The sequence below is a fragment of the Pseudomonas sp. NFIX49 genome, from assembly GCF_900115915.1.
GTDB lineage: Bacteria > Pseudomonadota > Gammaproteobacteria > Pseudomonadales > Pseudomonadaceae > Aquipseudomonas > Aquipseudomonas pharyngis.
In genome coordinates this window covers 220059-244280 of record NZ_FOYE01000003.1, presented here as the reverse complement: position 1 = coordinate 244280, position 24222 = coordinate 220059, and the positions used below count along the sequence as shown (strand labels likewise).

General features: G+C 55.1%; 22 protein-coding genes. 9 read left to right on the top strand and 13 right to left on the bottom strand.

Annotation, left to right across the window (positions count from 1 at the left end):
• Positions 1 to 322 precede the first annotated feature (322 nt).
• The 7 genes from BMZ46_RS09345 (at position 323) to BMZ46_RS09315 (ending at position 7438) form a co-directional block, all read left to right on the top strand.
• Positions 323 to 2020, top strand: a complete 1698-nt coding sequence (locus BMZ46_RS09345; protein ID WP_074687757.1) for a sulfatase-like hydrolase/transferase — start codon at positions 323 to 325, stop codon at positions 2018 to 2020.
• Positions 2021 to 2070: 50 nt separating this feature from the next.
• The gene (locus BMZ46_RS09340) at positions 2071 to 2724 is read left to right on the top strand and encodes an ABC transporter ATP-binding protein (protein WP_074687758.1); all 654 of its coding nucleotides are present in this window, start codon (positions 2071 to 2073) and stop codon (positions 2722 to 2724) included.
• A complete protein-coding gene (locus BMZ46_RS09335) occupies positions 2721 to 5192 on the top strand; it encodes an ABC transporter permease (RefSeq protein ID WP_074687759.1) in 2472 nt (823 codons plus the stop codon). Before BMZ46_RS09340 ends, BMZ46_RS09335 begins: the two co-directional genes overlap by 4 nt.
• Positions 5182 to 6249 carry a lipocalin-like domain-containing protein gene (locus BMZ46_RS09330; RefSeq protein WP_074687760.1) on the top strand — a complete coding sequence of 356 codons (1068 nt, stop codon included), beginning with the start codon at positions 5182 to 5184 and terminating at the stop codon, positions 6247 to 6249. The genes BMZ46_RS09335 and BMZ46_RS09330 overlap by 11 nt, the downstream gene beginning before the upstream one ends.
• Before the next feature lie 87 nt (positions 6250 to 6336).
• On the top strand, positions 6337 to 6579 hold the full coding sequence (locus BMZ46_RS09325) for a hypothetical protein (protein ID WP_074687761.1): 243 nt from the start codon (positions 6337 to 6339) through the stop codon (positions 6577 to 6579).
• Between the two features lie 11 nt (positions 6580 to 6590).
• Positions 6591 to 6770: a hypothetical protein gene (locus BMZ46_RS09320; protein ID WP_039767781.1), complete on the top strand. Its 180-nt coding sequence runs from the start codon at positions 6591 to 6593 to the stop codon at positions 6768 to 6770.
• Between the two features lie 83 nt (positions 6771 to 6853).
• Entirely contained in the window at positions 6854 to 7438 is a 585-nt protein-coding gene (locus tag BMZ46_RS09315) for a hypothetical protein (protein WP_039767783.1), read from the top strand.
• 325 nt (positions 7439 to 7763) lie between these two features.
• Here BMZ46_RS09315 and BMZ46_RS09310 read toward each other — a convergent pair whose 3' ends face one another.
• Entirely contained in the window at positions 7764 to 8585 is an 822-nt protein-coding gene (locus BMZ46_RS09310; RefSeq protein ID WP_064595252.1) for a glycosyltransferase family 2 protein, read from the bottom strand.
• Between the two features lie 244 nt (positions 8586 to 8829).
• Here BMZ46_RS09310 and BMZ46_RS09305 point away from each other — a divergent pair, with 244 nt between their 5' ends.
• Positions 8830 to 9648: a VanW family protein gene (locus BMZ46_RS09305; RefSeq protein ID WP_074687762.1), complete on the top strand. Its 819-nt coding sequence runs from the start codon at positions 8830 to 8832 to the stop codon at positions 9646 to 9648.
• 17 nt (positions 9649 to 9665) lie between these two features.
• On the opposite strand, the gene BMZ46_RS09300 is transcribed toward BMZ46_RS09305, so the two are convergent.
• The 6 genes from BMZ46_RS09300 to BMZ46_RS09280 all read right to left on the bottom strand — a co-directional run bounded on the left by BMZ46_RS09300 (position 9666) and on the right by BMZ46_RS09280 (position 12946).
• A complete protein-coding gene (locus BMZ46_RS09300; protein ID WP_074687763.1) occupies positions 9666 to 10079 on the bottom strand; it encodes a hypothetical protein in 414 nt (137 codons plus the stop codon).
• 398 nt (positions 10080 to 10477) lie between these two features.
• Positions 10478 to 10873, bottom strand: coding sequence for a hypothetical protein (locus BMZ46_RS09295; protein WP_074687764.1), 396 nt, complete (start codon positions 10871 to 10873; stop codon positions 10478 to 10480).
• Positions 10874 to 10959: 86 nt separating this feature from the next.
• Complete coding sequence (locus BMZ46_RS09290) at positions 10960 to 11580, bottom strand: hypothetical protein (RefSeq protein WP_074687765.1); 621 nt, start codon at positions 11578 to 11580, stop codon at positions 10960 to 10962.
• A 60-nt stretch (positions 11581 to 11640) separates the two neighbouring features.
• Positions 11641 to 12015 carry a hypothetical protein gene (locus BMZ46_RS09285; RefSeq protein WP_074687766.1) on the bottom strand — a complete coding sequence of 125 codons (375 nt, stop codon included), beginning with the start codon at positions 12013 to 12015 and terminating at the stop codon, positions 11641 to 11643.
• Between the two features lie 50 nt (positions 12016 to 12065).
• A complete protein-coding gene (locus BMZ46_RS29015; protein WP_074687767.1) occupies positions 12066 to 12518 on the bottom strand; it encodes a hypothetical protein in 453 nt (150 codons plus the stop codon).
• 140 nt (positions 12519 to 12658) lie between these two features.
• On the bottom strand, positions 12659 to 12946 hold the full coding sequence (locus tag BMZ46_RS09280; protein ID WP_074687768.1) for a barstar family protein: 288 nt from the start codon (positions 12944 to 12946) through the stop codon (positions 12659 to 12661).
• 513 nt (positions 12947 to 13459) lie between these two features.
• Between BMZ46_RS09280 and BMZ46_RS09265 the strand changes: the two genes are divergently transcribed.
• Complete coding sequence (locus BMZ46_RS09265) at positions 13460 to 14005, top strand: RNA 2'-phosphotransferase (protein ID WP_074687770.1); 546 nt, start codon at positions 13460 to 13462, stop codon at positions 14003 to 14005.
• An 11-nt stretch (positions 14006 to 14016) separates the two neighbouring features.
• Here the strand turns inward: BMZ46_RS09265 and BMZ46_RS09260 are convergent, their stop codons facing one another.
• The 6 genes from BMZ46_RS09260 to BMZ46_RS09235 all read right to left on the bottom strand — a co-directional run bounded on the left by BMZ46_RS09260 (position 14017) and on the right by BMZ46_RS09235 (position 24198).
• On the bottom strand, positions 14017 to 14391 hold the full coding sequence (locus BMZ46_RS09260; protein WP_074687771.1) for a hypothetical protein: 375 nt from the start codon (positions 14389 to 14391) through the stop codon (positions 14017 to 14019).
• Complete coding sequence (locus tag BMZ46_RS09255) at positions 14388 to 19082, bottom strand: RHS repeat-associated core domain-containing protein (RefSeq protein ID WP_074687772.1); 4695 nt, start codon at positions 19080 to 19082, stop codon at positions 14388 to 14390. Before BMZ46_RS09255 ends, BMZ46_RS09260 begins: the two co-directional genes overlap by 4 nt.
• On the bottom strand, positions 19083 to 19820 hold the full coding sequence (locus BMZ46_RS09250) for a DUF4123 domain-containing protein (RefSeq protein WP_074687773.1): 738 nt from the start codon (positions 19818 to 19820) through the stop codon (positions 19083 to 19085).
• Positions 19810 to 21852: a type VI secretion system Vgr family protein gene (gene tssI, locus BMZ46_RS09245; RefSeq protein WP_074687774.1), complete on the bottom strand. Its 2043-nt coding sequence runs from the start codon at positions 21850 to 21852 to the stop codon at positions 19810 to 19812. The genes BMZ46_RS09250 and tssI overlap by 11 nt, the downstream gene beginning before the upstream one ends.
• 130 nt (positions 21853 to 21982) lie before the next feature.
• Positions 21983 to 22498 (bottom strand): Hcp family type VI secretion system effector, encoded by a 516-nt coding sequence (locus BMZ46_RS09240; protein ID WP_039767797.1) that lies wholly within the window; start codon positions 22496 to 22498, stop codon positions 21983 to 21985.
• A gap of 314 nt (positions 22499 to 22812) precedes the next feature.
• Complete coding sequence (locus tag BMZ46_RS09235; RefSeq protein ID WP_074687776.1) at positions 22813 to 24198, bottom strand: 2-oxoadipate dioxygenase/decarboxylase HglS; 1386 nt, start codon at positions 24196 to 24198, stop codon at positions 22813 to 22815.
• Positions 24199 to 24222: the final 24 nt, after the last annotated feature.

The following is a 24222-nucleotide window of genomic DNA, read 5'->3' as shown; positions in this document are numbered from 1 at the left end:
AGCGCAGCGTGGGAAAAGCGTGTCAGCAAAATGACATGTTGCAAGGGTATAACACCCCCATTTTTGGGGGCGAAAGGCCATCAAGTGCTTGCTGTAGCTGGATTTGTCCCGTTCTTGACGTGTTCGAAGAAAACGATAAACGGTCGTAGGCCACGTATTACAAGGGTTTTAACGACTTGGGTGTGTCAGATTTGAGTCAACGTTTTTTTGACGCTTTTTGATTATGTCCGACATTTCTTGCGCTTTAATGGCCCGGTGCTAGTGTCAGATTTTGACCGACAAACCCTTGACAACCTCTCGTCGGACGCACTCCGGAATTGCCATGTTTCGATATCTGAAAGAACTGCTTTTAATTATTTATCTATTGCTTTATTCCGAATATTACCTTGACCGTTTAAATGCGATGGGTATTGGTTTGGCAGTACTTCTTTTTGGCGCGATGTTTTTGACGCTGACTTTCGCATTATTACTGACAGCCTATATACGTCAGACTTTCATTCGGCATTTGTTCGCATTAACCCTGTTTGTTTCGGCGGTGTTCTTCGATGTTTACACGAGGGTCACCGCCGATTACCTGACCTACAGCAGTTTTGTCTCACTGGTGTACTCCGGCGGCTTCATCCAGGAAGCGGCGTATCAGTACCGGGGGGCGATCATCCACGGGCTGCTCAACGGGTTGTTGCTGTTGTTCGGGATCGGTCTCAAGCCCCGGCACACGATCCCGGTGCCCAACGCCTTGCGGATCGCTGCGCCGTTGTGCGGTGTGTTGCTGCTCAGCGCCGTACTGTTCGTGCGCGCCGGGGAGGGCGCGCGCGGGTTGCCGATCATGTACACGCCGCTGGCCTATCTGAACCTGTTCGGCTACGAAGCGCTGCACAACACCGTCGGTCCGCGTGAGCCGGTGACCCTGGCGCGCAATGGCCCGGCGGTCGGCCACGACATCGTGCTGATCATCGACGAGAGCATTTCCGGCAATTACCTGGACATCAACGCGCCGTTCGGCGTGCACAGCAACCTCAAGCAGGCCCGTCCGGGCGTCGAGATCTTCAATTACGGCTACGCGGCGTCTATCGCCAATTGCAGCGCCGACACCAACATCACCCTGCGCTACGGTGGCACCCGCGCCGACTACATGCGGATCAACAGCACGCTGCCGTCGATCTGGCAGTACGCGAAAAAGGCCGGCCTGCGCACGGTCTACATCGACGCTCAGCGCACCGGCGGCAACCTGCAGAACCTGATGAACGATGCCGAGAAAAAGGACATCGACGAATTCGTGCAATTCGACCAGACCAGCGTGCGCGACCGCGACATGGCTGCCGCCGCCAAGCTGATCGAACTGCTCAACGACGGTAAACCGCAGCTGGTGCTGATCAACAAGGTCGGCGCGCATTTCCCGGTACACGACAAATACCCGGACGCCTTCATGGCCTACCGCCCGACCTTGCCCCGCGGGCAGTTCACAGAAGTGGCCGACACCGGTGAACGCACCGGCTTCAACGGCCAGCCGGATGACTGGGTGCTGTATCGCAATGCCTACAAAAACACGGTGCTGTGGAATGTCGGCGAGTTCTTTTCGCGGGTGTTTGCCCAGGCCAATCTGAACAACGCGCTGCTGATCTACACCTCCGACCACGGCCAGGATCTGCACGAACGCGGCAATCCCGGGCTCAACACTCACTGCGGCGGCGACCCGGTGGAGGAAGAAGGGCTGGTGCCGCTGGTAGTGATTCAGGGCGATCAGTTGCAGACACTCGACTGGTCGGCGCAACTGGCGACGAACAAGGATCGCTCCAGTCACTACAACATCTTCCCGACCCTGTTGCAGTTGATGGGCTACGACCTGCCGGGAATCGAAGCGGTGTACGGCAAACCGCTGAGCGTGGCGACGGCGGATGAATTCACCTTCAACTACCGCTTCAACGCGCGGCTGGGGGCCAAACCCGAGTGGAAGCACATCGACCTGAACAGCATCGTCACGCCGGGTGAAGCGCCGACGAGTGTGGCGGTGGGTCAGTAACGCGTCGGTATCCGCTATCCTTGGCCGACACGGATCGATCGGATGGCGGCATGCTCCAGGTTCAAAACGTCTTCAAAAGCTACCTCACCCCGCAAGGCCCGTTGCCGGTGCTGCAAGGCATCGACCTGACGCTCAGGCCCGGCAGCAGTCTGGCACTGATGGGCGAGTCGGGCAGCGGCAAGAGCACGCTGCTGCACCTGATCGCCGGGCTCGACAAAGTCGACAGCGGCAGCATCAGCAGCGGCGAACATCGGCTGGACCGCATGAACGAGGCGCAACTGGCCAACTGGCGGCGCACCGAAATCGGTCTGGTGTTCCAGCAGTACAACCTGATCGGCAGCCTGCGGATCGAGGACAACCTGGCGTTTCAGGCGCGGCTGGCCGGGCGGCATGATCCGCGCTGGCAGCAGCATCTGGTGCAGCGCCTGGGGCTGGGCGAATTGCTCAAACGCTATCCCGAACAACTCTCCGGCGGCCAGCAACAGCGGGTCGCGCTTGGCCGAGCGCTGGCGGCGCAACCGAAATTGCTGCTGGCCGACGAGCCCACCGGCAGCCTCGACGAAGCCACCAGCGACGAAGTCCTGCGACTGTTGCTGGAATTGCTCGACGACACACCCACCACCTTGCTGATGGTCACCCACAGTCAGCGCGTGGCAGCGCGGCTGGCGGAGCGCGTGGTGCTGTCCAGCGGTCGTTTGACGTGAAGGTTTTTCGTCACGCGATGATGGCGCTGCTCAGTCACTGGCGGCGCCATCCGGTGCAGTTTTTCAGCGTGCTGACCGGGTTGTGGCTGGCCACCAGTCTGTTGACCGGAGTCGAAGCCCTCAACAGTCAGGCGCGGGACAGTTATGCCCGGGCCAGCCAGTTGATTGGCGGCGAACCCCAGGCCAGCCTCAGTACGCCGAACGGCGCGACGTTCCCGCAACAATGGTTCGTCGACCTGCGGCGCCTTGGCTGGCCGGTGTCGCCGGTGCTGCAAGGGCGCCTGATCCTCAAGGGCCACGAAAACCAGCGCCTGCAGTTGATGGGCATCGAACCGGTGTCGTTGCCCGGCGACAGCGCGGTGGCCGGGCAGGCGATGCCGATTGAACGCGTCGTCGAATTCTTCACCCCGCCGGGCAGCACCTGGATTTCTCCCGAAACCTTGCGGGCGCTGAACCTCGCCGAGGGTGCGACGCCAACCACCGAATCCGGCCAGACGCTGCCGCCGCTGCGAGCGCAAACCGACATGGCCCCTGGGGTGCTGTTGGTGGACATCGGCGTCGCTCAGCGCGTGCTCGAACAACCTGATCAATTGTCGCGCCTGCTGCTGCCGAAGGATTTTCACGCCGACGTCCCGGCCGCGTTCAAGGGCCAGTTGCAGCTCAAGAGCAGTGGCGAGGAAAACAACCTTGCGCGACTGACCGAGAGCTTCCACCTCAACCTCGATGCCCTCGGGTTTCTCTCGTTCATCGTTGGGTTGTTCATTGTCCACGCCGCTATCGGTCTCGCACTGGAGCAACGCCGGGGATTGCTGCGCACCTTGAGGGCCTGCGGGGTCAGCGCGAGGATGCTGATCGCTTGGCTGATCGTTGAGCTCGGCGCGTTGGCGTTGATCGGCGGGCTGTTCGGCGTGGTCAGCGGTTACTGGCTGGCGAGCGTGCTGTTGCCGGATGTCGCCGCCAGCCTGCGCGGTCTGTACGGCGCGGAAGTGGCGGGGCAGTTGCGTCTGAGTCCGTGGTGGTGGTTCAGCGGCATCGGCTTGAGTCTGCTCGGCGCGCTGCTGGCCGGGGCCAATAGCCTGCTGCGGGCGGCGCGTCTGCCGTTGCTGGCGGTGGCGGATCCGCAGGCCTGGCATCAGCAACATGCGCGCTGGTTGCGGCGTCAGGGTTGGGTGGCCGGCGTGTGTGCGGCGATTGCCTTGGCGGCGCTGGTGTGGGGCAACAGTCTCGCCAGCGGTTTTGTGTTGATGGCGGGGCTGTTGCTCGGCGCCGCGCTGGCGTTGCCGGTGTTGCTCAGTGCGCTGCTCAACGGGTTGCTCGGGCGCAGCCGCTCGGTGCTCGGGCAGTGGTTTCTCGCCGACTGCCGCCAACAATTGCCGGCGTTGAGTCTGGCCTTGATGGCGTTGCTGCTGGCGATGGCGGCGAACATCGGTGCCGGCAGCATGACCGCCGGTTTCCGCCAGACCTTCAACGACTGGCTCGAACAACGGCTCACCGCCGAGCTCTATCTGAACCCGAGCAACCCGGCGCAGGCGCGAGAGCTGTCCACCTGGCTCAAACAGCAACCGAGCGTCACCGCGATCATGCCCAACTGGCAGGTTTCGGTAACGCTGCAAGGCTGGCCGGCGGACGTGTTCGGGATCATCGATCATCCGCACTATCGCCAGCACTGGCCGTTGCTCGAATCTCGAGGAGACGACCCGTGGGCGGCGCTGGCCAAGGACGACGCGGTGATGCTCAGCGAACAACTGGCGCGTCGCTTGAAAGTGACGCCGGGCGATCACCTGACAATTCCCACGCCGGGCGGGTCGTGGTCGCCGCGCATCGTCGGCATTTACGCCGACTACGGCAATCCCAAGGGCCATGTGCTGGTCAACAGCAACCACCTGTTGCGCGGCTGGCCGCAGCTGACGCCAAACCGCTTCAACCTGCGCATCGACCCGTCGAACATCCCAGCGCTGCTCAGGGCCTTGCAGGCACGCTTCCAACTCGATGACAGCCGGATCGTCGATCAGGCGCGACTCAAGGGCTGGTCGGTGCAAGTCTTCGAACGCACCTTCGCCGCGACCGCCGCGCTGAACAGCCTGACGTTGGCCGTCGCCGGCGTGGCGCTGTTCATCAGCCTGCTGACCCAGAGCCAGAGCCGCCTCGGCCAGCTCGCACCGTTGTGGGCGCTGGGTGTGACGCGGCGGCAGCTGATGCTGCTCAATCTCGGGCAAACGTGGCTGTTGGCGCTGCTGACGCTGGTGCTGGCCTTGCCGTTGGGCATCGGTCTGGCGTGGTGTCTGGACGCGGTGATCAACGTGCAGGCCTTTGGCTGGCGTCTGCCGCTGCGGGTGTTTCCATGGCAGTTGCTGCAACTGATGGGGCTGGCGCTGCTGGCGACCTTGCTGGCCTCGGCGTGGCCGCTGTATTCGCTGTACCGCACGCAACCGGCGGACTTGCTGAGGACGTTTGCTCATGAGGATTAGGTTTGCGCTGGTGTTTTTGGCGTTGTTGCTCGGTGGTTGCGACAACCCCACAGCGGAGCAGAAGGGTTTCGCCGGCATGGGCGCTCAGGCGCAGGCGTTTACGCCGGTGGTGCCGGGGCGGGTGTTCAGCTTCCCGGCGGATCACGGTGCCCATGACGGCTTTCGCATCGAATGGTGGTACGTGACGGCCAATCTCAAGGATGCGCAGGGCAACGATTTCGGCGTGCAGTGGACGTTATTCCGCAGCGCCCTGAACGCCTCGCCGCAGCAACCGGGCTGGGCCAACCAGACGATCTGGCTCGGGCATGCAGCGGTGACCTCGGCCAGCGTCCACCACGCCGCCGAGCGTTATGCCCGTGGCGGTGTCGGGCAGGCCGGGGTTCGTGCGGCGCCGTTCGAGGCGTGGATCGATGACTGGCGTTTCGTCAGTCAGGCGAGCGATCCGCTGGCTGACCTGCAACTCAGCGCACGGGACAAGAACTTCAGCTACCAGCTGCGCCTGACCTCCAGCCGCCCGCTGGTGTTGCAGGGCGACAAGGGCTTCAGCCAGAAATCCGAACAGGGCCAGGCGTCGTATTACTACAGCCAGCCGTTTTTCCAGGCCAGCGGCACCCTGCAGATCGACGGCCAGACCTATACCGTCAACGGCCCGGCCTGGCTCGACCGCGAATGGAGCAGCCAGCCGCTGACCGCCAACCAGACAGGGTGGGACTGGTTCTCCCTGCATCTGGACGGCGGCGAACACGTCATGCTGTACCGCATGCGCCAGAAGGAAGGGGCGCCGTACCTGACCGGCACGTGGATTGCCGCCGATGGCCAGACCGAAACCCTGCACGCCGAGCAGATCAAGCTGACCCCGCAAGGCACTGCGAAGGTCGCCGGCCGTTCGATGCCGGTGCGTTGGTCGATCGAGATCCCGACGAGGAATCTGCAGATCACCCTCGATGCAATCAACCCCGACGCCTGGATGAACCTGCGCATTCCGTATTGGGAAGGGCCGGTGCGCCTGAGCGGCAATCGGGGCGGGCAGGGCTATCTGGAAATGACCGGGTACTGATTCCACGCACCGTGCCTGCGAAGGAATCGATTGGAACTCTGTCCAGGATGCCCCCTCTACCGAGGAACATGGCCGAGGATCCGATCCATGAGCGAGGAACTGAAATCTCCAGACCTGACGACCTGGCAGCAAATGTTTGACGATCAGACGTACTGGCAACAATCCCCGGATGCCCATTACTTCGATCTGCAGCGCATTGCTGACGATTTGCTCGGCCAAGGTGCCATCGATCTTGAGCAGTGGCAGATTCTCAGAGCCAAGGCCGATGACCTGCACAAGGACTCGCCCGCCATGAACGTTGCGCGGGAACTCGACGACCCCGAAGCCTGAGGAGGCCTGGAATGAACACTGTCCCTGATAACGAGCACCCTGACGAACCTCGTCCGCCGGGTGAAACCGAGCGCGACAACGACGCACTGCGTCCCACCGATCCCAAACAGCGGCAGAGCTCCGGGAAAGGCACCGCCAGTGGCGAGTCCACCGCGCAGGACACCGCGCAACGATCGCGGAACAAACCCTGAAGGGCGTCTATGCTCAGTGGCACATCCGTCGCTGACCACGTTGGCGATGGGTGCTGCCATCCATCACAGGGAATGTATCGCTTATGAAGCTCCAAGCACTGACGCACGCCATAGCACTTGCCACTGTCCTTTCTACGGCCAGCCTTTCGGCGATGGCCGCCGATATCCCGCTGTCGGCCGCTGTCGAGGCCGACCGGGTCACCACCAAGGTGCTGGCGGTTGACCCGGCCAATCATCAAGTGGTCCTGGAAGGCGCGGAAGGTCGCCAGGTGCACATTCAGCTCAGCGACAAGGCGAAAAACCTCGGAAATCTCAAGGTGGGGGATCTGGTCCAGATCGAGGTGACACGTTCGGTCGCCGCTTATCTGGACACCGACGTGGATAAAGGTCTGCCAGGCTCTACCGAGCGCACCGGTGAACTGCGCAACGCCGTGGGCAGCAGCAACCCCGGTGGCGAGGCTTTCCGCCAGGTTCAGGTCCAGTTGAAAATCACCAAAATTGATTTGGCGACAAACCAGGTCACCCTGGAAAACCCTTCGGGCCAGTCGAAAACCCTCAACGTCGAAAAGCCTGAGATTCAGGCCAAACTGAAAGATTTGAAAGTCGGGCAAAGCGTCGTGGTCACTTACACCGATGTATTAAAAGTGACCAGTCAGCATGAAAGTTGAGTATTGACTCTACAGAATGGCTGTTCTTGTACAAGTAATTGTATGAGAACAGTCATATGAAGTATTCGAGGTGGTGATGTCAGAAAGTTTGTCGGGAAATATCGACGAATATTTTCTTTAACTTTTCAGTACATAAATTTCATGTTGAAGCAGGACGACATATCCGCCAATTTCCATTAAAATCCTTCGCGTTCGCCCAGTGTCAGGGCTCTTTACCGGTGCATGGATTGCCAGGCCATTACACTGGGCGAACACCTCCTCGGAGTGGAGGCCAAAGAATTCAGATGCAAAAAGGGCGACTTTGAAGTCGCCCTTTTTTATTGTCTTACGATTTGGCGGGTCGCATACCCTGTTGTAACTGAAGGCGCTTGAGCGTTTCCTGATACATGGTGGTGCGGCGGTGCTGTTTGCCGTATCCACCGATCGCGGCCACGGTGCCGGCCTGGATGTGATCCAGGTAGCGGAAGATCGTCCGCGGCGAGAGGCATTTGATGCCGTAGCCAAGGCTGCTTAAACGATCCTGCAGCGTGTATCCCGGGACCCGGTCGTCCATCGAAAAATGCAGCCCGTGAGCCTTGATCAGCCGTGCATTCCACAAGGTGCAGAAGCTTTTCAGGTGAGTTTCCCGGTAGGGTTTTGGATCTCGGGACGGCAACCCGAAATGCTGTTTTGCCCGGCGGAAATAGTGTTTGAAATAACGCGAAGACAAACGCCAGGTGTCTCTAAGGACGCCGCGATCCAATTGTTCGACGCAACCGACCGCCGCGGTATCCAAAGATTGCATGCACTCGTTCATCATCATCGAAAAGACAGTACTGTCAAAAACGAAAGTGTCGGTGTGCAGCAAAAACAGGTAATCGGTTTCAACTTTCGCAAGTGCCAGATCAAGTGCCTTGCCATGAGCAATATGCCCCGCTTCCTTGCCGGGAGAAGGGCGCTCGATCAAGTTGATCCAGTCCAGAGACCGCAAGTAAATCAGGCTTTCATCGGCGGAATCGTTGTCCACCACCCACACCGGAATTTGATGCTCCTTGACATACTGCTGGAGAAACTCCAGGCACATCCGGGTTATTTCCGGCGTCTTGTAATTGACCAATACAAGACTGAAGGCGGGCAGTTGTTTAGAGGTGGAATCGATCGCACTCATGGTCCGGGCTCACTTCAAGTTGAAGGGTTCTGCTGACGGCAATCAGCACACAGAACCGCTGCTTTGTGGCCCGGATGGTAGGGACGCAACCTTAGTTCAAGCTTAATTTCCGAGCGCCCGGGCCGGGCGACTTGTTACGGCCTGCAACACCGGCGAGGCGCTTGGCGATCAAGCGCGGTTCCACGGTAAGATGCGCCGCCCTTTCAAGTTCAAGGAAGACAACGGCCCGCGCCGTTCGCCAAGGATGAAACCACTTTCCCTCTACCACCCGGCCCTTTACTGGCTGCGCGTGTGGCAAAAAAGACTGTTCCGCCACATTGCCTGGCACTGCTCGAGCAAACGCTACGCGCGGCCTGCCACGACGTCCGAGCGCCTGCCTTACCGCTACCTCAAACACACCTCAAAACTGATCCGCAAACTCGGCGACTCCGACCTCGCGCTGCAACACAACAAAGTCATCAACCTCAAACTCGCCGTCGCTGCCATCGACGGCGTCACCATCGCCCCCGGCGAGTATTTCTCCTTCTGCCGCCTCGTCGGCCGCCCGACCCGCCAACGCGGCTACGTCGAAGGCATGGAACTCTCATTCGGCGAAGCCCGCACCGGCATCGGCGGTGGCATCTGCCAACTCAGCAACCTCATCCACTGGATGGCCATTCACTCACCCCTGGTCGTCATCGAACGCGCCAACCACAGCTTCGACCCCTTCCCGGACGACGGCCGCGTCCTGCCATTCGGCTCCGGCGCGGCGATCTTCTACAACTACATCGACCTGGTACTGCACAACCCGACGGATCGCAGCTTTCAACTGAAGCTGAAGGTGGGGGAGACGCAGTTGGAGGGGGAATTGTTGTGTGATCGGGAGCGGGCTTATCGGTATCACGTGTTTGAAGTGGGGCATCGGTTTGTGCGGGAGGGGGAGCGGGTGTATCGGGAGAATGAGATTTGGCGGGAGGTGAGGGAGAAGGGGCAGGTGGGGGCGTTGGTGGAGAGGGAGCGGTTGTATGGGAATCGGGTGGTGGTTAAGTATGAGGTTTTGGACGCGTTGATCGATACGAAGTAATCATGGTTCTGGAATTGCTATTCTTCTGCATCCATGAGTTTTCTGTATTTGGAAAATATAGCAATGGCTTGTTTGTCGCCATTAATCAGGTTTTCATAAAAATTAATATCTGAAGCCCACTCAGCGAAAACTAACTTGCTTTCTGGCTTTGATTTTAAGGCGAGAAAACAAAGTTTCCAATGGCGCGAAAGTCTGCTATCGACAATTTCGAAAAAGTCAGCTGCGACAGGGATGGGGTATTCATCATGGGTTTCTGAGCACAGATAGTACCAAGGTTGGTTATCCCGAAATTCTATTCCGTAGGCAATGTATTCTTTTCCTATTTGCAGGTCTAATTCGCCATCAGGAAGTGATATGTGTTTTTTTAATCTTGATACGGTTTCTGGATTTGGTGCTTGGTTGAGGTTGTTGAATTTACATACGACCTTCATTTAGTGGAATCTCCAAGCTCTGAGGAAGGTGGTGGTGTTGTCTTCAAGAACATAATGTATGAAAGGGGTTGAAAAAGGGGGGTAGATTTATTTTCTTCAGCGAAAAATAAATTTTGGTTTGTTATGCTTCAAGCATAAAGTCTTCGATTTTTTTTATAAATAGTTTCGGGGGTGAGATCAACCTCATAAAGGTTGTTGATTGTGATTGTCCATCCACTTGGTACTCGGAGGGGGTGGAGTTCGTATTTAAGTTTTGTTCTCATATTATTTTGTTTTTTCATGTATAAAAGTGGAGATGTATAAAAAGGGACGGTTTTATTTTTTTTCAACGAGAAATAGATCTGTCCCCTTTGACTTTGGGTTTGAAAAGGAGACAGATTTGTCAATTTTTGTTGAGTTCAGTCTAGCGGGTACTCGCAGGTCCATGGGGGCGTAAATAGCTCGGGGTTTATGTTATTTTCATAAAGAAAAGAGTTTATTTCTTCCTCTGTTTCCATGGTTTTGCACTTTGTGATTGTTGTGTCGTTGGCGCCAATGCTGTCTCTTGTTTCGAGAAAGTGGATTGGGAGAGTGAATTCTATAATGACGTATCTAGAATTTTTTGCATCCTCTAGAAACTTGTAGTAAATCTCTCCAGGGTATCTATTTTCAAAGTTTAAATGATAAACAGCATGGATTGCGATCCACTTTCTAAGTGACTCATCCTGCGAAGGTAGTTCCTGCGCAATCTCTGTATATGATTTTGCCTCCAAACCCCACCAAACTTTTCTAGGGATAGTCTTCTGGGTGCTCATTTTTGTCCTTCAAATTTGGAGGGGAATGGGACAGATTTATTTTTAGACAAAAAATGAATCTGCTCCCCGTTGTGATCGCGTCGTAATTATTTATTGTAAATTCGATAGCCAGCGTCAAAGTTGCTAACTGTATGAGTGTTGCTATATATGGGGTCGAAAAGGCCTGTGAGAGGTGGTTGAGTAGGTTTTTCTCTTGAATTTAGTTTTTCTAAAGATTTTTGAAGCTCGGGGTAGCTTTCTATGTATGTGTAGTCTGATGAGTTAAATTCAAGTGTTATAGTGCTGGGTGAAATGAATGCGAAGTTAATTAAAAGCTCCGGGTTCGAAAAGAGTCTTCCGCTGATGTCGTAGATCTTGTCTCCGGTGTTCAATTTTTGGCCGTAGCGTTCGTGGGTCAAATATCCGTACTCTTGGTTTAATAGTCGTAATAATTTTTCGTAGCCTTTTATTGCCTCAAAAGAAATACTGGCTTGTCTTATTACAAGGAAGCCGTCTTCGGTCATGTTCTCCAAAAAATTTGAGTTCTGCCTGTTGATCGAGGCGATGACGGGCTCGTCGATTAAGTTAAGTACGAAGTTTGATAGATTAAGGTGAAGTTTTTCCCGAGGGTTTTCGATGGGGGGGATATTGATATAGCTTATGATCCCGCCTGCGTTATCGGAGTCGATCGCGCCGAAGCACTCTGTGATATCAATTGAGAAAATCATTGCGCTCTCCAGCGAGAACTGAATACACCGGTTTGGAGAAGATGTTGGAGATGGAAGTTTTTAATCTTCTTCATTCCATTCCGTATGGGTCTCAATTGCTATTTTTAGCCATGCGCTAAAGTCAGGATGTTCTCCGTGAAGCTCCCACCCCTCTGAAGCATATGCATGTATTATTAGTACTTTTGGATTGCCGGATAAATCATCGCCGTCAAAGCAAGCAATATCATCATTGGCGTTGAACTTTGCGAAAGGAACTAACGTGCGGTTGGGATACAGATTTTTTAGCGTGTTGTGCCAGTAATTTATTGTTCCCTCTTGATATATTAGTAACCACCAAGGTTCAATGTTCGTTTCAGGTTCCGTAGTCGCGAATTCTATGAATGTACTAGGGAAGTTATAGTTTTTCAGGTGTTCAATGTTGAGAAAAATTTTCATTTTGTTTGTTCGAAAAGGGGATGGATAGTCCCTTTGATTCTGTCTTTTAGTTAAGACCATTCTATGGAAAGGTTGTCTGGCCGATCAGTGGGTACTATTGCTAATGTGCCGCTTGATGATTGAACATGGATGCTGCTGTTGTGAATGATGATTTTTTCAAATGGATTGGTTCCGCTCAATACGATCAGCCAGACTAGTTCGCCGGTGTCTTTTTTGGAAAGTGCAATGAAGCCATCTTCCCCGGAGGCTAGGCATTCGCCGCAAGTAAAAGAATTGTTATTAGACCCTTCTGCTGCATAAATGGTCGATAGGCCCTCGCATGTATCAGTATGGTTTAGCAAGAAATCATTTGCCGGAATCCATATTTTTTTTGTTAATTTTTCTTCTTTTGCTGAGTGCTCGAAGAAGCAATAGAATCCATTGTTGAACGTAATTGAGTTTTGTCGAGGGTATATTTCTTCAAGCCAATATTCTTGAATTTTATTTTTGTCGGTGGTGAACATTTTTGCTTGCCAATTCGTTTATCTTTGGTTGATCTTTCAAGCCTGTTAGCTGAAAGGGGATAGATTTATTCTCTTCAGTGAAAAATAAATCTATACCCTGTGTTTTGTAATTTTGATAGCCCGTTTTAGCTTTCTAGTGGTTACTCTAGATAATAGTTAAATTTTTCCTCCCATCCGAAATTCACATCCTGTTGCTTTGTGCGTTCAAAAATATTTATTATTTTATTGTACGAATCTCCCATGTTTTTTTGAGAGTATTCAGAATTTTTCCATATTAAATCTACGGGGCGTTCCACGTCGGTGCTGAGTAGGTCCCATAAGGCGTTGAGATTGTTTCCATAAAAATCTGTCACCGCAAAAGCAATGGCTATTTTTTTATGAAACTCTTGCTCTGATGAAATGGTTAAGCCATCAAGTACAATTATCATTTTTAAAACTCACTTCCAGGTTCCAATAGAGCTGACGGTGTCGTAGTGGTCGCTAGTTATATAAAGAAGTCCATCGTCTGAATAAAGTAGTCTTGTTCCTGGTTGGTTGCTGCGAGACATTGTATTGTTAAGGCCTACATCAGCTTCATACCAAGTTCGACCAGGGGCTGAAGACGAAAAATAAATCTGTCCCCTTTAGTTCTCTTGACAGGCTTGTCGCAATAGTAGCTTCCCATCTTGTGCAGCGAAATCAAGATAAATTCAATTTCCGCTAGAACCTCAAGGGCGTCCTCTCCATTGATTTCTATTGTTTTATTGTTTTCTAACATTGATTTTTCCGAAAGTGAGACGATTATTTTTGTCATGAAAAATTGGCTGGTGAGAAAGGTCGGATTTGTTTTCTTTGGCGGAAAATAAATTTGTAGCCTTTAATTGGTGATTTGTTTTTATGTTTTAATTGTTATATATTTTTGTATGGTCGTTATTCGTGCTCTTTGCTATTAGGAAATTGTTATGACTGGTGAAGTTGATCGTCTAAGTAAAACCATGAGTTTTCTGCTGCGTCATAAACCTGAATCTGTTGGGCTGCATTTAGATTCAGAGGGTTGGGCAAGGCTCGACAGTCTTCTGATAGGGATGCAAAAGTTAGGGGTGGTGGCGGATGATGAGGTTGTGAAGAGGGTAGTGTTGGGAAGCGATAAGCGACGATTTGAGATCTCAGAGGATGGGGTGTATGTTCGTGCTGTACAAGGGCATTCGTCAAAATTGGTAACTCGTGATTACCCTGTCGTTCAGCCTCCTTGTTATTTATATCATGGTACTGCCTATCGCTTTGTTGACTCAATTTTTAAAGAAGGGTTGCAAGCTGGGGCTAGGCATTACGTGCACTTGACTGAAAATAAGGGCTTAGCTTTTGACGTTGGTCAGCGGTATGGGTCATCCGTTGTTCTACGCGTGAAAAGTCATGAAATGTTTCTTGATGGGTTCGTTTTTTTTAGGGCAGAGAATAATGTTTGGTTGATATCCTCAGTGCCCCCTGAGTATTTAGATAAAATTTAATAGTTATTTTTTCAATTTTCTTCGTTCCATTCTGCATGGGTCTCAATGGCTGTTTTTAGCCAAGTGCAAAAATCAGGATATTCTCCATGAAGCTCCCATCCTTCCGAAGCATAGGCGTGTATTATTAAAACTTTTGGATTTCCAGATAAATCTTCGCCCTCAAAACAAGCAATGTCATCATTCGCGCTGAATTTTGCGAAAGGCACTAGAGTGCGTTTTGGGTAAAGTTTTTTTAGTGTGTTGTGCCAATTGTTTATTTTTCCTTCTTTGTATACTAATAGCCACCAAGGCTCAATGTCTGGTTTAGGCTCCATAGTTGCGAATTCTATAAATTCGCTTGGGAAGTTATAGTTTTCTATTTGTTCAATATCAAGAAAGATCTTCATTTTTTTCCTGTTAGTTTTGGCAAGTCGTCAGAGCCATGTGGGTTTTCATTGCCAAATCTTTTCGGCTTTTGTTTTTGAATTCTAAGTTGCAATGCCTCACCCCACGTGTCGGGCATCACATCGTTTACCTCAAATCGCTCTCTGTTACTTTCTGATAGTGGATCGTTTGGCTTCCACTCTCTCGCCTCAACTTTTATACCTGCCTCTCGTGCAGCTCTAACACGGGTGTTATCCATGCTGGTAAGCTTTCCATCTGGCATGCGGACTACATCAATAGGATCGCCCTGCCATCCATTTTTCTTCATCGAGCTGACAAGATCATCATAGTTGAAGTTTGCACCGGTTCCTCTATCCACTTTGTTATAGGAAACGCTATTTTGGGAGAAGCGTATCTCATTAGGGTCTATGGATTGAACTTTTGGACAAGCGCCAGGTGTGCAGCTCAGACCTAATGGATCGACCCATCCGGTAGGGTTGGGCACATACTGATAGCTGTTCAACCCACCCGCAAGCTTGATCGGGTCAGGGGTCAGAAAACGTCCAGACTCTGGATTGTAGTAGCGATGACGGTTGTAGTGTAGGCCTGTCTCCGCATCGAAGTACTGACCCTGGAAGCGCAACGGGTTATCGATTTCACTGACGTCCAGCGCCGCGAGGTTGCCGTAGGCGCGGTACTTCGCGGACCACATGATCTCGCCACTGTAGTCGGTGAGCTCCTGCGGTGTGCCGAGATGGTCGAGCTGGTAGTAGAACGGCGTTGCCTTGCGCGGGCCTTCGCCGTCGAGCATGGCCAGCGGGCGGAAGCTGCCGGGTTCGTAGATATAAGTGCGATAACGATTGTCACCGCTTTCGGCAATCAGACGTTCGCCTTGCCACAAGAATTCGGTGGTATGGCCATCGACAGTTTTCTCGATGCGACGACCGAAAGCGTCGTACTTGTAGGACGCGGTGCTGCCACCCGGCAGGCTCGCGCCGATCAGTCGATGCTGGGAGTCGTAGCGGTATTCAGTGACGAGTTTCTGGCCAGCGCCACGGCGTTCGCGAATCAGGTTGCCAAAGGCGTCGTAGTCGTAGTGGCGGTCGCCCTGCATCAGCAGACGGTTGCCTTTGACGTTGGCGAGGTTGGCTGTGCCTTCGTTGTTCTGGCCGAGCAGGTTACCGGCCGGATCATGAGCAAAGCTTTCCGGTGTCGAGCCACGAACGCTGATCAAGCGATCAAGCGGGTCGTAGTGGTAGCTGCGGCTACCTTTGCGGCTGTCGTCGATACCGGCGAGGTTGCCGTTTGCGTCGTAGTTGTAGCGGCGCTGGAACAGGTTTTTGTCGCGTTGGCTGACACTGTGAGCCTGCAAGCGGCCCTGTTCGTCATATTGATACTGGCTGAGCAGCAGGCCCTGCTGGCGCTGCTGTTCGCGACCACCGCTGAACTGGTGAGACGTCAGGCGCGAGCCGTTGAGATCGATGCCGCTGAGCAGGCCGCCGGGTTGATGGCGGTAATCGAGTTTGCTGCCATCGGGCAAGCGACAGTGCTTGAGCTGGCCGACGCTGTCGTACTCATAGCGCAAGGTGCCCCAGCCTTGGTGTTCGGTGACGAGGCGATCTTGCAGGTCGTATTCGTAGGCGAGCGGCCAGTGTCCGTCGTCGACGTTGACCAGGCGGCCGAGGGCGTCGTAGCTGTAGTGAATTTCTTCGCCATCGGGAAGAGTTTTCACCAGAAGCCTGCCTGCGGCATCGCGTTGGTATTCAGTCACCAACTCGCTGCCGTCATCGCCGAATTCGGTTTTCTTCAGCAACTGGCCATTTAGGTCGTATTCGTATGCAGTGCGACGACCGTCGAAGCCGGTTTCTTGCTGGATCAGGCCATTCGGGAAGTAATCGAGGTGGTAATGCTCGCCGCGTTCGTTTTCGATTTCGGTCAGCAGCAGGCGCGAGTTGTCGTAGCGATAGCGCAGCTGGCTGCCGTCAGGATTGATGCGACGGCTGACAAGGTGCAGGTTGTCGGCATATTCGTAACGGGTGACGCGGCCGAGTTCGTCGCGTTCGGCAGTCACGCGCCCATATGGGTTATAGGTGTAAGCGCGAGTGGCTCCGCCTGGCAGGGTGATTTGCGAGAGACGGTTAGCGGCATCCCACTGATACTGGGTAATCTGGCCGGACTCATCTTGGCGCGTGATTTGCCGGCCGAGTGCGTCGTAGCGATATTTACGCTTACCGCCGTCGGGGAGGCGCTCCTCCAACAATTGGCCAAGGTTGTTCCAGCCCAATTGATGACGGCCACCGTCGGCGTAACTGATTTCCAGCAGTCGTCCCCGGTTGTCGTAGCTGTAGTGGGTCGTGTTGCCATCTGGATCAGTCTGCTGCGTTACATCGCCCTGGTTGTTGCGTTGGTACTTCCAAGTGGCTTTTCCGCGACTGACCTTGCTCACGAATCCACGGCTGTACTCATAGCCGGTGGGTTCGTCTTCTGGTGGAATAACCGCAATCAGTCGCCCGGTTTCGTTGTAATGGAATTCAGTAATTGCACCTAAAGGATCTTGCTCTGCGACCAAACGACCCTTGTCATCATAGGCTTTGAGATTTTCAGCACCGTCAGGGTCAACTTTGGCGACCAGTCGTGCTTTGTCATCGTGGGTGTAGACCTCTTCACTGCCGTCCGCATTGGTGACAGTGACACTACCTTTATCATCCCAAGCGTAGTGCGTGTCCATTTGCGAAAAGTTAGCCCAGTGATGGATGCACCTGGCAGATTTACCTTCCTTCTCCCATTCCCAGTAAAAGATGGCACCACCAGCCAGGCGCCGTTCTAGGATTACGTTCTGAGCGTTGTATGCGTAGTGCTCCGTTTCACCTGCTGCGTTTTTTGCCGCGATCAGTCGATGTTCTGAGTCGTAGCTATAAGCAACTATGGTCTGGATTGTGCTCCATGCATCTTCCAGAGTGTCTGCTGGGATGAATTGCTGATATTCGATGGCTACGATGTGTTTGCGGTCATACCTCAGAAGCAACGCACGACCTGCGCCGTTATCGACTCGCTTGATGCGGCCATGGATATCGCGAGTGATATGCAGCCTGTTGCCATACGCGTCGCTGACAGCAATCAGTGTTGCGCCGGTGCGGTTGTAGCGGAAATGATAAAACTGGGAGCGTTCGCCAGCCTGAGCAAGGATGAGCTCAGAGGGATCATCACCAATAAAAATTGCGGCTTCAGAAAGGCTGTTTGTTATTGCTGGACGTTGCAGGCTCGGCAGCGGGAATGTGATAACTCGATTTTCGTGGTCAGTCCAGACTACTTCATCATTGTTGACGTCAACCCGTTGTGCCAGCGCATGACTCCAGCCATAGCCAAGGCCGCAATCGATTTCTGCTGCGCTAGTGCGATAAAGACGAGTCCAGGAAAAAGGCAAAGTACCATCCAGTTCCCCATCAGTCAGTGTCAGCAGTTCTTCGCCGGTCACCATCGAAACCGGGCAACCATTCGTGCATGTGTTTTTAGCGCAAGTTGCACTTTTTTCGTCAGGCGTCTTGGATTGTGCAGGCGCGTCGTGATGGGCTTTTGGTGCTTCGACGGTTGTCACTCGCTTACCGTCAAAACGCAATTCCGAGATGCCGTTTCTCACCTTTGCCGTCACCCCACGCGCCGCAACGGCGGTGTATTTGGCGACGTATTCCATGAATCCTTTGATGATCTTGAATACCGACTCCACAAAACCAGTGACAGCCTTGATGATGATTTGGCCGTATTTTTTCAGGCGGGCGGCGAGATAGATTACGCCCGTACCTTCGGCAGCAATGGTCAGCACGATACCAATCACGATGTCGATGGCGATGCCGACCACCACCGCAGTTGTCATCTTTGCTGATTCACCTGCCAGTTTCGTTGGTGGTAAACCTGCCAACCAGATCACGGCACTGCGTACCATCAAGAACAATGCAGCTTCGTCGCTGGCCAGTAACATCGCCTTTTTCATGACGTCTGGAGATTGTTTGGCCAGATCAATCAACTTTTGAGTGCCCGCTCCCAAATCTTTGGCAAACTTTCCCGGATCCTGAAGGATGTCGAGCACTAGGCTGATGCCATCCCACACCCCTTTGATGGCTTCCCAGCCACCCTCAAGAATCCCGCTGCCAACAGCCATAGCCATGCCGGATGCGGACAAATTCGACCATTGCGGTTTGAACCCGGCCCATTCTTTGCGCAGGAAGCCTTCCAGATCAGCCGTGATTCCTTTGTAGGAATTGAACAATGTATCGATCTGGCCAGGCGTCACTTCGCTGTGAACGCGGATTTTGTAAAACTTGCCGGGAATGCCGCCAGTCCAGCTTGCCTTACCTTGGGCGTCGAGCTTGACCTTGCTGATTGCCCCACCTTCCACAGCAATGATTTCGACGTCGATATTGCCCAGTGGAATGTCATAAACCGATTCGAATTTGCTTTCGATCAGCAGGGGGCCTTTCAGCGGGCACCGAGCCACGTTCGACGTGAAGTCGCCGTCGGTCATGCTCACCGATTTGCTGGTACTTCCGACCTTTATGATGCGTTCCATGCCCAACAGTGAAGGCAAGTCTGCAGTTCGGCTGCCTTTGTCAGCAAGTTGTGCATACCAGGTTTTTGTTTGCTCCTGATAAAGCGTCAAGCTGTCTTTGAAGGTGTTGAGTTGTTTGTCAATGAAAGCAATGCGTTCCTTCGCGATCATTTAGCCTTGCTCCAGAATCAGGTGGTTTAACAGTGCTTCTTTAAGGTTGTCCGGAGCATCCGGGCGACGTACGAAACGGGTGATTTTCAGTTTCAGGTTGTTCTCGGGCCACGCGCTGTAGACGTCCGGGCGTGCCTCTTCGAGCCATTGCATCAAGTTGCCGATCAAGGTCGTGTGATCCTCTTTTGCCAACTGATCCAGCAACTTCTTCGGCACCTCCCACCACGGCCAATCCTTCGCCTTCGGCACCACCCTCGGTCCGACCTCCAGGCTCCGCCCGTTGATCAGATACCGCTCAAATACCGGCAACACTTCCCCAGCCGTCTCACCCAACCCTTCAAGAATCGGATAGATATGCCGCCCATCCCAAAACCGGAAAAACACCTCGGTCTCGTCCGGCATTTTCACTTGGGTCAAACTGCGCAGGTGTTCGAAAACTTCGTTGGGCTCCGAGCGGGAGACCGCCAGCCAGCCCCAGTCGAGGGCGTCGGTTTCGGTGATCCAGGGCAGGAAGGCCGAGTTGGCCTTGAGTTCGGCGACGTAAGGCATCACCGGTTGCCAAGTGGAGTAGGGCGTTCCACCCCAGACGGGAATAGCCTGGACGGACGGTTCGCTCTGATACAAGGCCTTGAGCGCTTCGGCATCACTGGCGGCGCTGACGATCAGATACAGACGTTCATCTTTTTGCAGCGGCTGTTGTGCCAGCCAATCCTTGGGTGTCAGTCGATTAGATGGCACAGGCACCTGCCTTGCATTTTTCACATTCTTCACAGAACGGCGCATTACGCTTGAGGGTATTGATCTGCGCGGGCGTCAGTACAGCGCCAGCCTTGTCGGCATCCGCCTGCTTCAACACGCCCGGCATCAACGGCGCAGCACCGGTGCCGCTCCCCGGTCCACCACCGGAGTTGATGTTGATCGCCGGCCCGCTCATGGTCACGCCGCCGCCATCGATCTTGATGAAGCTGCCACCGCCGACCAGCGTCAGCTCAGCCCCGGCCTCCAGCACCACCTTCATCCCGCTGCTCAGGTGAATTTCCTGGCCGGCGTCGATGAATTGCCCGGTGCCGATCTTGATGTGCTGGTTCACGCCCACGGTCAGGTGGTCGTTGGCCCGTGCTTCCACTTTGCGGTCTTCATAAACCGTGTGGTGTTCTTCGGCCTTGAATTCCGTGTAGCTGTTTTTTTCCACGACGTCGTGGCGTTCGTTGCCGACGCGGATTTTCTGGTCGTGTTCGATGTTCTCGTCCCAGTCGCGCTGGGCGTGGAGGAAGATCTGTTCCTGGCCTTTCTTGTCTTCGATGCGCAGTTCGTTGAAGCCGCCGCCACCCATCGAACTCAGGGTCTTGAAGGTGGTGCGGGTCTTGTTTGCCGGCAGGGCGTACGGGACGGTGTTTTCCTTGTGGTACAGGCAGCCGCTGATCAGCGGCTGGTCGGGGTCGCCTTCGAGGAAGGTCACCAGCACTTCCATGCCAATGCGGGGGATGGCGATGCCGCCGTACTGGGCGCCGGCCCAGGCGCTGGAGACGCGCAGCCAGCAGCTGGTCTTGTCGTCGGCCTGACCTTCACGATCCCAGTGGAACTGGACTTTGACGCGGCCGTATTCGTCGCAGTGGATTTCTTCACCTTTCGGTCCGGTGACCACGGCGCTCTGGCTGCCGAGGATGCGCGGTTTCGGGTGGCGCAGGGGCGGGCGGTTCGGCACGTCCCACGGGGTGGCCTGGAAGCGGTTGCGGTAGCCCTGATGGAAATCGTCTTTCAGCGCGGTGGTGTCGCTGGTGACCGACTCTTCCAGCACCTGCGGCTGCTTGCCTTCGTGGTGGACTTCGGTGAGCAGCCACAGATCATTCCACTTGGCCTTCGGGTGTTCTTTCAGCGCGAGGAAATGGCCGCTGACCAGCAACGGCTGGTCGCTCTTGCCTTCGGCGAGCTGGAAGTCGCTGCGATGGCGTTCGAGGGCGCGTTTGGCCAGGTGCTTGCCGCGTTCGCGGTCGATGAAACGGCCCGGGTAATCGTAGTCCTCGAGGTCGGGCAGGGCGTCGCCGCGGTTTTCGCTTTCCAGCGTCAGGCGCGGTTTTTCGAAGTCGTAGTCGCGGCGGGTGGTGCGGCTGGTACGGGTTTCCAGGCGCAGGTCGAAGCGTTTGATCACCGGGTTGCTGGCGACCATGCCGGAGTCCTGCTGATAGGCCACCGGCGCCAGTTTCTTGAACACCGTCTGGTCATCGCCGAACACCAGTTTGTTGCCCGTGGCGCTGTGCTGGAAGTGGTAGTGAATGCCCTCTTCTTCGCACAGGCGCTGGATGAAATGCAGGTCCGATTCGTCGTATTGCACGCAGTAAATGCGGTCGGGGTAGATCGAACCGGTCTGGAAGGCGTAGGCGTTGCCCTGGATGCCGTGTTCTTCGAGGACCTTGCCGATGATTTTCGGCACGCTGAGGTTCTGGAAGATCCGCTGGTTGATCCGGTGCGCCAGGTACGCCAGTTGCGGGCGCAGGGTCACGGAATAGCGCGTCAGGCGCTTGCCGGAATCGCCTTGCGCGGCGCGGTAGATCAGGCCGTGGATGCCGCTGCCGTCGGGCGACAGCTGCAGGAAGGCCGGTTTGTGCAGCAGGGTTTCGAGGTCCAGCGACGGCTGCTCACTGACCAGCTCCACCTCGAACACAAAAGGCTGGCTGATGGCTTCCCGACCGGTGAGGGTAAACACCTGAAAGTCGGCGGAAAGACCTTCGATGGTCAGGGCAAAGTGGGTTTCATTGGCCGGCGCGAACATCCCTTGTTCCTCGTGCTGCATACGGCGTGTGTCGACGACCGCCAGGCGGTTCAACGCACGCGAAATTCTGGAGGGGCGTAAACAACATCGACCAGCAGAGCTGGCCGATGCTTGTAACGATCAGCCGTAATTAAACGACTGGAGCACGCCAGTCATCGGAACCCGAAGTACCGGATACTTCGTGGGTCCAGGTGATTTTGCGGTAGGTGAACTGCACTTCTTCCAGGTGGGTGAAGTGGGCGTTCGATGGATCCTGGCAGTTGTGCATCTTGTTGTTGATGGCGACGATGATCGCGTCTTCCAGTTTGGTGGTGTAGTAGTGCTCTTGGGTGCCTTGAGCCGAAGTGCGGTACCACTGGATAACGATTTCGCTCATGCGCTCGCCGGAGGTCAGAGCAGCTTGCAGCAGTGGCGAAGCCTTGTCGTAGACCTTGGTGATGATCACTGGCTTGTGAACGCGCTGACCGGTTGGCTGACCGGATTGCGGGTCACGCGGGATGATCACGTCGTGGCTGAAAGCCTGAACCATGACCTGGTCTTCGTGGCCTTCCTGGTAGGTGTTGCCAACGGAGTCGGCGGTGAAGGCGCCGGCAGTGATCAGGCCTTGTTTTTCGCCGGTAACCGACATGTACGCTGGTGTTGCCATGGGATGCTCTCCTTGCGGATAAAGTTAGGGTGCCCGGGAGGCGAAATCGCCCGGTGGGTGCCTGACTGTTATCAAGGAGCGTGCCAGCTTTTTCCACGTCCCCGGGAGCCGGGGACTTGACCGCTTTGCATCGCGGGTTTGAGCGTATTTTGATCAGCCAGGTAGCTCAAAGTGCGCAAGAAGTTGCGCAGTACTGCGCAACTTCTTGCGCACTTGGCTGGAGGCCTTTAAACACATGGCCTCCAGCGGAATCGGTGAGCATTTTTACGAAACAAGTGCGCAACTTCTTGCGCAGTATGGCCAATCGCCGCTTTTCACGCGGATCGGGCGATTGTAGCGAGACATTCCTCAATCGAACGTTGCTGGGTTTCGGCATACAGGCCCAACTCATCAATGGTCGAACGCCCCAGGGCCAGCTCGAACGCCTGTCGATTGGAATGCTCGCCATAGTGTGTCTGCGCCGCATCCCCCAGGTTCGACTGAAAAATCCCTGCCGCACTGACTGGCAGGAAATCTTCGTACACCAGCGGTTCGGCTTTCACATAGCCTTCGCGTAATAACCCTTGCAGCGAAACATCAGCGGGACGACTCGCCTCAAGCCCTTTATCTGTCAGGAAATAACGGAAATACGCCAATTCCTGCTCGCGCATGCCCTCGAGGCTGTCAGGGAATTCGCTGAAGTGCCGGGCCATCAGCGAGTTGTAGCGTGAGGCATTGGCTTCGTTGGGGAAATCGCCCAGTTCATCGCGTGCCGCGTTCAGCAGCCGGTCGTACAACGCACGGCCCTTGGGGGTCAGCGCCGCGCCACGTTGTTCGATTTCGCCGAAGCGGGCGCTGTGGCTGCCGCGGGTTTGCGTCTGGTCGGTGAAGGCAATCGGCTCGTCCAGCGCCTTGAAACTAGTCTGACGCAACAGGATCGGATGCTGCCGGCGCGGAGGGCCTTCGATCACCGCTTTGGGCGTGATGCCATGCAGTGGCATCTGCGCCTGAACGATGTCGATGTCCAGTGTGCGCGGGGTCAGGTGGTTGATGTGCGGGCCCTTGAACGCGACGACATCGGCGATCAGGCGATGCTGGGCGCTGAGCGTCTGGTATTGCGCGGCGGTGACGGTGGCGCTGTGGTGCCAGCGAAAAGTCTCCAGCGCTTGCAGGACAAATTCCCCGGCCTCGGACTCATTCAGGCCGCCAGCAGATTCAGCCTGTTCGATCAGCCTTAGCGCCGATGGCGTAAAGATCGAACGCTTATCCAGCACCAATTGCGCGAAGGCCCGCAGCTCGGGGTCTTCAATCAATTCCAGTCGCAACAACGAAGTGAACACCCGGAACGGGCTGACCTGCAGCGCATCTTCATGCACCGCCCGGAACGCCGTGGAATGCACTGGCACCCCGGCAGGGGTCAGGTCGTAATAGCCCACCGGTTGCATGCCCATCACTGCGAACAAACGGGCGAGGGTGGCGAGTTCGGTGGCGGTGCCGACGCGGATGGCGCCGTGGCGCTCCATGTCCAGCCGTTCGATTTCGCCGGTGCTGTGCAGTTGACTGGCGACTTGCGGCTCGCGTGCCAGCACGTCGCGGTTGGTCTGTTCCACCAGTTCCATCAACGCGCCGTACAGCGGCACTTCTTCGCGGTACATGTCGGACATAGCTTTGGAGAAGCGTTGGCGGATCAGGTCGGGGCTGACGAAAGGCTGCACGGTCATGAAAAAAATTCCTGGCACGGTCAC

Coding starts and splice junctions, on each gene's coding strand:
- BMZ46_RS09235 (WP_074687776.1), bottom strand. CDS start 24,198: ATGACCGTGCAGCCTTTCGTCAGCCCCGACCTGATCCGCCAACGCTTC.
- BMZ46_RS09310 (WP_064595252.1), bottom strand. CDS start 8,585: ATGAGTGCGATCGATTCCACCTCTAAACAACTGCCCGCCTTCAGTCTT.
- BMZ46_RS09340 (WP_074687758.1), top strand. CDS start 2,071: ATGCTCCAGGTTCAAAACGTCTTCAAAAGCTACCTCACCCCGCAAGGC.
- BMZ46_RS09330 (WP_074687760.1), top strand. CDS start 5,182: ATGAGGATTAGGTTTGCGCTGGTGTTTTTGGCGTTGTTGCTCGGTGGT.
- BMZ46_RS09305 (WP_074687762.1), top strand. CDS start 8,830: ATGAAACCACTTTCCCTCTACCACCCGGCCCTTTACTGGCTGCGCGTG.
- BMZ46_RS09290 (WP_074687765.1), bottom strand. CDS start 11,580: ATGATTTTCTCAATTGATATCACAGAGTGCTTCGGCGCGATCGACTCC.
- BMZ46_RS09255 (WP_074687772.1), bottom strand. CDS start 19,082: ATGATCGCGAAGGAACGCATTGCTTTCATTGACAAACAACTCAACACC.
- BMZ46_RS09265 (WP_074687770.1), top strand. CDS start 13,460: ATGACTGGTGAAGTTGATCGTCTAAGTAAAACCATGAGTTTTCTGCTG.
- BMZ46_RS09240 (WP_039767797.1), bottom strand. CDS start 22,498: ATGGCAACACCAGCGTACATGTCGGTTACCGGCGAAAAACAAGGCCTG.
- BMZ46_RS29015 (WP_074687767.1), bottom strand. CDS start 12,518: ATGTTCACCACCGACAAAAATAAAATTCAAGAATATTGGCTTGAAGAA.
- BMZ46_RS09325 (WP_074687761.1), top strand. CDS start 6,337: ATGAGCGAGGAACTGAAATCTCCAGACCTGACGACCTGGCAGCAAATG.
- BMZ46_RS09345 (WP_074687757.1), top strand. CDS start 323: ATGTTTCGATATCTGAAAGAACTGCTTTTAATTATTTATCTATTGCTT.
- BMZ46_RS09285 (WP_074687766.1), bottom strand. CDS start 12,015: ATGAAAATTTTTCTCAACATTGAACACCTGAAAAACTATAACTTCCCT.
- tssI (WP_074687774.1), bottom strand. CDS start 21,852: ATGTTCGCGCCGGCCAATGAAACCCACTTTGCCCTGACCATCGAAGGT.
- BMZ46_RS09315 (WP_039767783.1), top strand. CDS start 6,854: ATGAAGCTCCAAGCACTGACGCACGCCATAGCACTTGCCACTGTCCTT.
- BMZ46_RS09280 (WP_074687768.1), bottom strand. CDS start 12,946: ATGATAATTGTACTTGATGGCTTAACCATTTCATCAGAGCAAGAGTTT.
- BMZ46_RS09260 (WP_074687771.1), bottom strand. CDS start 14,391: ATGAAGATCTTTCTTGATATTGAACAAATAGAAAACTATAACTTCCCA.
- BMZ46_RS09295 (WP_074687764.1), bottom strand. CDS start 10,873: ATGAGCACCCAGAAGACTATCCCTAGAAAAGTTTGGTGGGGTTTGGAG.
- BMZ46_RS09320 (WP_039767781.1), top strand. CDS start 6,591: ATGAACACTGTCCCTGATAACGAGCACCCTGACGAACCTCGTCCGCCG.
- BMZ46_RS09300 (WP_074687763.1), bottom strand. CDS start 10,079: ATGAAGGTCGTATGTAAATTCAACAACCTCAACCAAGCACCAAATCCA.